This window comes from Mycobacterium sp. (genome assembly GCF_008709575.1).
Taxonomy (GTDB): Bacteria; Actinomycetota; Actinomycetes; order Mycobacteriales; family Mycobacteriaceae; genus Mycobacterium.
Window position 1 is genome coordinate 1 of the sequence record NZ_VYIK01000101.1, and the last position, 6,026, is coordinate 6,026.

General features: G+C 68.0%; 6 protein-coding genes and 1 pseudogene. 4 read left to right on the forward strand and 3 right to left on the reverse strand.

Going from position 1 to position 6,026, the window contains the following annotated elements:
• Window positions 1-90: 90 nt before the first annotated feature.
• On the forward strand, window positions 91-726 hold the full coding sequence (locus F6Q13_RS16510; RefSeq protein WP_293058824.1) for a DedA family protein: 636 nt from the start codon (window positions 91-93) through the stop codon (window positions 724-726).
• A 156-nt stretch (window positions 727-882) separates the two neighbouring features.
• On the forward strand, window positions 883-1,308 hold the full coding sequence (locus F6Q13_RS16515) for an anti-sigma factor antagonist (protein ID WP_293058827.1): 426 nt from the start codon (window positions 883-885) through the stop codon (window positions 1,306-1,308).
• 16 nt (window positions 1,309-1,324) lie between these two features.
• Here the strand turns inward: F6Q13_RS16515 and F6Q13_RS16520 are convergent, their stop codons facing one another.
• Window positions 1,325-1,672: a Rieske (2Fe-2S) protein gene (locus F6Q13_RS16520; protein WP_293058829.1), complete on the reverse strand. Its 348-nt coding sequence runs from the start codon at window positions 1,670-1,672 to the stop codon at window positions 1,325-1,327.
• Window positions 1,673-1,811: 139 nt separating this feature from the next.
• Complete coding sequence (locus tag F6Q13_RS16525) at window positions 1,812-2,015, reverse strand: hypothetical protein (RefSeq protein ID WP_293058838.1); 204 nt, start codon at window positions 2,013-2,015, stop codon at window positions 1,812-1,814.
• 61 nt (window positions 2,016-2,076) lie between these two features.
• On the opposite strand from F6Q13_RS16525, the gene F6Q13_RS16530 reads away from it, so the two are divergent.
• The gene (locus F6Q13_RS16530) at window positions 2,077-4,089 is read left to right on the forward strand and encodes a glycoside hydrolase family 15 protein (protein WP_293058832.1); all 2,013 of its coding nucleotides are present in this window, start codon (window positions 2,077-2,079) and stop codon (window positions 4,087-4,089) included.
• A gap of 21 nt (window positions 4,090-4,110) precedes the next feature.
• Entirely contained in the window at window positions 4,111-4,713 is a 603-nt protein-coding gene (locus F6Q13_RS16535) for a metallopeptidase (RefSeq protein WP_293058835.1), read from the forward strand.
• Between the two features lie 18 nt (window positions 4,714-4,731).
• Here F6Q13_RS16535 and lepA read toward each other — a convergent pair.
• Window positions 4,732-6,026, reverse strand: a pseudogene (gene lepA / locus F6Q13_RS16540) (translation elongation factor 4); the annotation flags it as partial.

Below are 6,026 nucleotides of genomic sequence, written 5' to 3' on the forward strand. Positions count from 1 at the left end.
GCTGGTCAAGACCCCGGTGATCGTGGCCCGCGGCGAATAACCCGACGACGCGCCGTTGGCCCGTCCAGGCCGGTCGGGCATGCTGGTCGCATGACCGTGGACGCCGTGTTGCAGTCGATCCCGCCGCTGACCGTGTACCTCGTGGTCGGCGCAGTGGTCGGGCTCGAGAGCCTCGGGATCCCGCTGCCCGGAGAGATCGTGCTGGTCACCGCCGCGCTGCTGTGCACCCGGCACGAGTTGGCGGTCAACCCGCTGGGGGTCGGCGCGGCCGGGGTGATCGGCGCCGTGGTGGGCGACTCGATCGGCTACTCGATCGGCCGCCGGCTGGGCTTGCCGCTGTTCGACTGGCTGGGCCGACGGTTCCCCAGGCACTTCGGGCCCGGTCATGTCGCGCTGGCGGAGCGGATCTTTCTGCGGTGGGGATCGCACGCGGTGTTCTTCGGCCGGTTCATTGCGCTGCTGCGGATTTTCGCGGGCCCGCTGGCCGGCGCGCTGAAGATGCGCTACCTGCGGTTTCTGTCGGCCAACGTGGCCGGTGCAGTGTGCTGGGCCGGCGGCACCACCGCGCTGGTCTACTACGCGGGCCTGGCGGCCGAGCGCTGGCTGGAGCGCATCTCCTGGATCGCGTTGGTGGTGGCCGTCGTGGCCGGGGTCGGCGCGGCGATCGTGCTCCGTAAACGCACCGCGCGGCTGATCGCCGAGTTCGAGGCCGCCCCGCGCCCTTAGCCGCGCCTCACGTGATTCTCAGCGAATGCGCGATGGACACCCGGCATGGGCTCTGCTACAACAACGTTAACTGCACTGTGCTGCAGCGTCTGTCTTCAGGCACGTAGGGCGGACATCCTTCGCGGCGCCACCGCGCCCGGCGCCAAGGAGTTCACCATGGGCATTGCCGCCCCCGAGACGTCCGGCCGAAACGTGCTGCTGAGCACCCGGTTGATGGCCGAGATGGCCGGTGCGCACAGCAATTTGCGGACCATCACCGAACGCAGCGGCCCGGACGTGGTGCTGCACGCCGGAGGTGAGCTCGACGCCCGCAACGAGGCGACCTGGCGGCGCCTGTTGCGCGAAGCCGCCGCCGCCGTCAGCCCGCCCAGCACGCTCGTCATCGACGCCAGCGGCCTGGACTTCATGGGGTGCTGCGCGTTCGCCGTGCTGGCCGAGGAGGCACAGCGCTGCCGGCGCCGGGGCGTGGACCTGCGATTGGTCAGCAAAGAGCCCACCATTGCGCGGACCGTCGCCGCCTGCGGGCTCAAGCGCCTGCTGCCGGTTCATGACAGCGTCGACGACGCCTTGTCGGGGGACTGATCGCGACCGGCGCCGATTATTCGACGACGATGTCGTTGCCCGACACCGACACGGTGCCGCGCCGCAGCGGCCAGAGCGTCGTCAGCGCCTTGACCGTGGCCCCGAGCCCGGGGATCTTGGCGAAGATTTGCTGAGGTCCGCGCACCATGCGCCCGCTGTCGACGTCGTAGGCGGCCTGATGCCAGGGACACACCAATCGCCCGTCCTCGATCGATCCGCCGGCCAAATCAGCGCCCAGATGCCGGCACCGGCGGGTGACCGCGAAGTACTTACCTGCAACGTTTCCGACGGCGTAGGGCCCCGCACCGATGACCGCCCCCGCCGGCAGGTCGGCAACCGGGCACACCGTGATCTGCTTTGCCATGCCAGCCTCCGCTGCCCACTATATACGCGGTCCCGTACTGCGGTGCGGGCCGCGTCTTAGCGGGTGAGCAACCAGGTGACGATCACCAGCACCACCAGCGCGACCAGCACCAGTGTCACCTGCGAGCGCGGCATGGCGCTCACTGGGGCTCTTCGTCGCTGCGATGAACCCGGCGCAGCAACGCGATCCCGCGGCCCAGCAGCGCGTCCAGCGCCAGCGCGATGCCGTAGGCCAGCACCAGCACGACCGGCATGACCACGAGGGTCTGCAGCACGAAGCCCAGCCCGGACAGCCACAGCTCGACGCTGTCCCACCACCCGAGGAAACCCTGCATCGTCGTCAGCCTAATCGCCCCGCCCACCGGCGAGTAGACGCCGAGCGGGTCGGCAGATCATGATGTCGGCATGGTGCTGCACGCAGGGTCCGGCGAGGGAGCCACCGAGATCGCTGACGACGCCGCGCTCGCGGCGTTCACGCTCACCTCGCCGGTGCCGCACACCGCGGGGGCTTCGCTGCGCAACCCGTTCCCGCCGATCGCCGACTACGCGTTTTTGTCCGACTGCGAGACGAACTGTCTGATCTCGCCGACGGGCTCGGTGGAGTGGCTGTGCGTGCCGCGGCCGGACTCGCCGAGCGTCTTCGGCGCGATCCTGGACCGCAGCGCCGGGCATTTCCGGCTGGGACCCTACGGCGTGTCGGTGCCGTCGGCGCGGCGCTACCTGCCCGGCAGCCTGATCATGGAGACCACCTGGCAAACGCACACCGGCTGGCTGATCGTGCGCGACGCGCTGGTGATGGGGCGCTGGCATGACATCGAAACCCGCTCGCGCACGCATCGCCGCACCCCGACGGACTGGGACGCCGAGCACATCCTGCTGCGCACCGTGCGCTGCGTCAGCGGCACCGTCGAGCTGATGATGAGCTGCGAACCGGCGTTCGACTACCACCGCGTGGGCACCGTGTGGGAATACTCGGCCAGTGGCTACGGGGAAGCCACCGCGCGGGCCAGACACCACCCCGACGACCACCCGGCGCTGCGGTTGACCACCAACCTGCGGATCGGGCTGGAGGGGCGTGAGGCGCGGGCCCGCACCCGGCTCAAAGAGGGCGACGACGTCTTCGTCGCGCTGAGCTGGTCCCAGCACCCCGCACCGCAGACCTATGCCGAGGCCGCCGACAAGATGTGGCAGACCACGGAGTGCTGGCGCCAGTGGATCAACATCGGCGACTTCCCCGACCACCCCTGGCGGGCGTATTTGCAGCGCAGCGCGCTGACTTTGAAAGGGTTGACGTACTCGCCGACCGGCGCCCTGCTGGCGGCCAGCACCACCTCGCTGCCGGAAACGCCGCACGGCGAACGCAACTGGGACTACCGCTACTCGTGGATCCGGGACTCGACGTTCGCGTTGTGGGGTCTTTACACGCTGGGCCTGGACCGCGAGGCCGACGACTTCTTCGCGTTCATCGCCGACGTGTCCGGGGCCAACGACGACGAACGCCATCCGTTGCAGGTGATGTACGGCGTCGGTGGCGAACGCTGCCTGGAGGAACACGAACTGCTGCACCTGTCCGGCTATGACAACGCCCGACCGGTACGCATCGGCAACGGCGCCTACAACCAGGAGCAGCACGACATCTGGGGCGCCATCCTCGATTCGTTCTACCTGCACGCCAAATCGCGTGAACAGGTTCCCGAGACCCTGTGGCCGGTGCTGAAAAAGCAAGTGGAAGAAGCGGTTGCGCATTGGCGTGAGCCCGACCGCGGCATCTGGGAGGTGCGCGGCGAACCGAAGCACTTCACGTCGTCGAAGATCATGTGCTGGGTGGCGCTGGATCGCGGTGCCAAACTGGCTGAGCGCCAAGGGGAAAAAGGCTACGCCCAGCGGTGGCGGGCGATTGCCGAGGAGATCAGGGCCGACGTCCTCGAGCACGGGGTGAACTCCGGCGGCATCTTCACCCAGCATTACGACACCGACGCCCTGGACGCCTCGCTGCTGCTGGTGGTGCTGACCCGCTTCCTGCCCCCCGACGATCCCCGGGTGCGCGCGACGGTGCTGGCGATCGCCGACGACCTCACCGACCAGGGGCTGGTGCTGCGCTACCGGGTCGACGAGACCGACGACGGCCTCACCGGCGAGGAGGGCACCTTCACGATCTGCTCGTTTTGGCTGGTCTCCGCGCTGGTCGAGATCGGAGAAGTCAGCCGCGCCAAGCATTTGTGCGAGCGGCTGCTGGCCTACGCCAGCCCGCTGTATCTCTACGCCGAGGAGATCGAGCCGCGCACCGGCCGGCATCTGGGCAACTTCCCGCAAGCGTTCACCCACCTGGCGCTCATCAACGCGGTGGTGCACGTGATCCGCGCCGAGGAAGAAGCCGATTCCACCGGGGTGTTTCAACCCGCCAACGCTCCCGTGTAAGCGCTTGCTACGGTAGCCGCTATGGCTGCAGTCCTGTCGCAATCCTGGCTCCGGACGGCTTCGATCGGTGTGGTGGTGGTGGCGCTGGCCGGGTGCGGTCACAGCGGCAAACCCGCAGCGACGTCAGCGACGAGCACCGACAAAACCACGGCCGGCGCGTCGTGGTCCCCCGCGCCGAGTGCGCCGCCGGATCCGCAGACGCTGCTGCGCGCAGGGTCGACGGCGGTGGCGAAAGTGCCTGACAGCACGCTGATCTTCATCCAGAGCGACACCGCCGACGCGGGAACCTGGAAGATCCGGTTGGCCACGCCGGACGGTAACGAGCAGGAGCTGAAAACCGGCTCCGACGGGATTACGGTCCTCGTCGGACCGACCCCGCGCAACGACAGCGACGCCGACAAAGCCAAGCGCCGCAACCTCGTCCAGGCTGCCCGCCTGGACTATCAGACGGCCGTGAACAAGGTGCTGGCCGCGGTGCCCAACGGCTCCATCACCGAACTCAGGCTCGACGACAAGGACGGCACCACGCTGTGGGACGCCGATGTCTACGACACCTATTTGGTCGAGCACAAAGTCGCGATCAACGCGACGTCGGGAGACCTGGTCGCCAACAAACAGCCGTAGCGCGCCGCGCGCCGACACCTAGCGCGGTGCCGAATCGGTGGACAGCGCCGCGACGAACGCCTCCTGCGGGACGTCGACCCGACCGATTGTCTTCATCCGCTTCTTGCCTTCTTTCTGCTTTTCCAGCAGTTTGCGTTTGCGGGTGATGTCACCGCCGTAGCACTTGGCCAACACGTCTTTGCGGATCGCCCGGATGTTCTCCCGGGCAATGATTTTCGAGCCGATGGCGGCCTGCACCGGGACCTCGAACTGCTGGCGCGGGATAAGCTCCTTCAGTTTGGCGGTCATCTTGTGGCCGTAGGCGGCCGCGGCGTCCTTGTGCACGATCGCGCTGAACGCGTCGACCGGCTCGCCCTGCAGCAAGATGTCGACCTTCACCAGCTCGGCCTCCTGCTCGCCGGCCTCCTCGTAGTCGAGGCTGGCGTAGCCGCGGGTGCGGGATTTGAGCGCGTCGAAGAAGTCGAAAATGATCTCGCCCAGCGGCATGGTGTAGCGCAGCTCCACGCGTTGCGGCGAGAGGTAGTCCATGCCGCCCAGCTCGCCGCGGCGCGACTGACACAGTTCCATGATCGTGCCGATGAATTCGCTGGGCGCGATGATCGTGGTTTTGACGATGGGCTCATAAACCGTGCGGATCTTGCCCGCCGGCCAGTCCGACGGATTGGTCACTCGCACTTCCCCGCCGGCCCCTCCTTCCAGGACCACCCGGTAGACGACGTGGAGATCAAATCCAGGTCGAATTCGCGTTCCAGGCGCTCACGGGTGATCTCCATGTGCAGCAGGCCCAGAAACCCGCAGCGGAAACCGAATCCCAGCGCCACCGATGTCTCGGGCTGGTAGGTCAGCGCGGCGTCGTTGAGCTGCAACCGATCCAGCGCGTCACGCAGGTCGGGGTAGTCCGAGCCGTCGACGGGGTAGAGCCCGGAATAGACCATCGGCTTGGGGTCGCGGTAGCCGGTCAGCGGCACGGCGGCGCCGTGACGCGCGGTGGTCACCGTGTCGCCGACCTTGGACTGGCGGACGTCTTTGACCCCGGTGATCAGGTAGCCCACCTCCCCGACGCCGAGCCCGGACGTGGCCTTGGGCTCGGGCGAGACGACGCCCACTTCGAGCAGCTCGTGGGTGGCTCCGGTGGACATCATCGTGATCGCCTCCCGCGGCTTGATCGCCCCGTCGACGACGCGCACGTAGGTGACCACCCCGCGGTAGGTGACATAGATCGAGTCGAAGATCAACGCCCGGGTGGGTGCGTCGGGGTGAAGGCGGGGCTGGGGCCCCTGAGTGCCCACATCCTCGAGCTGGCGGTCGACCGC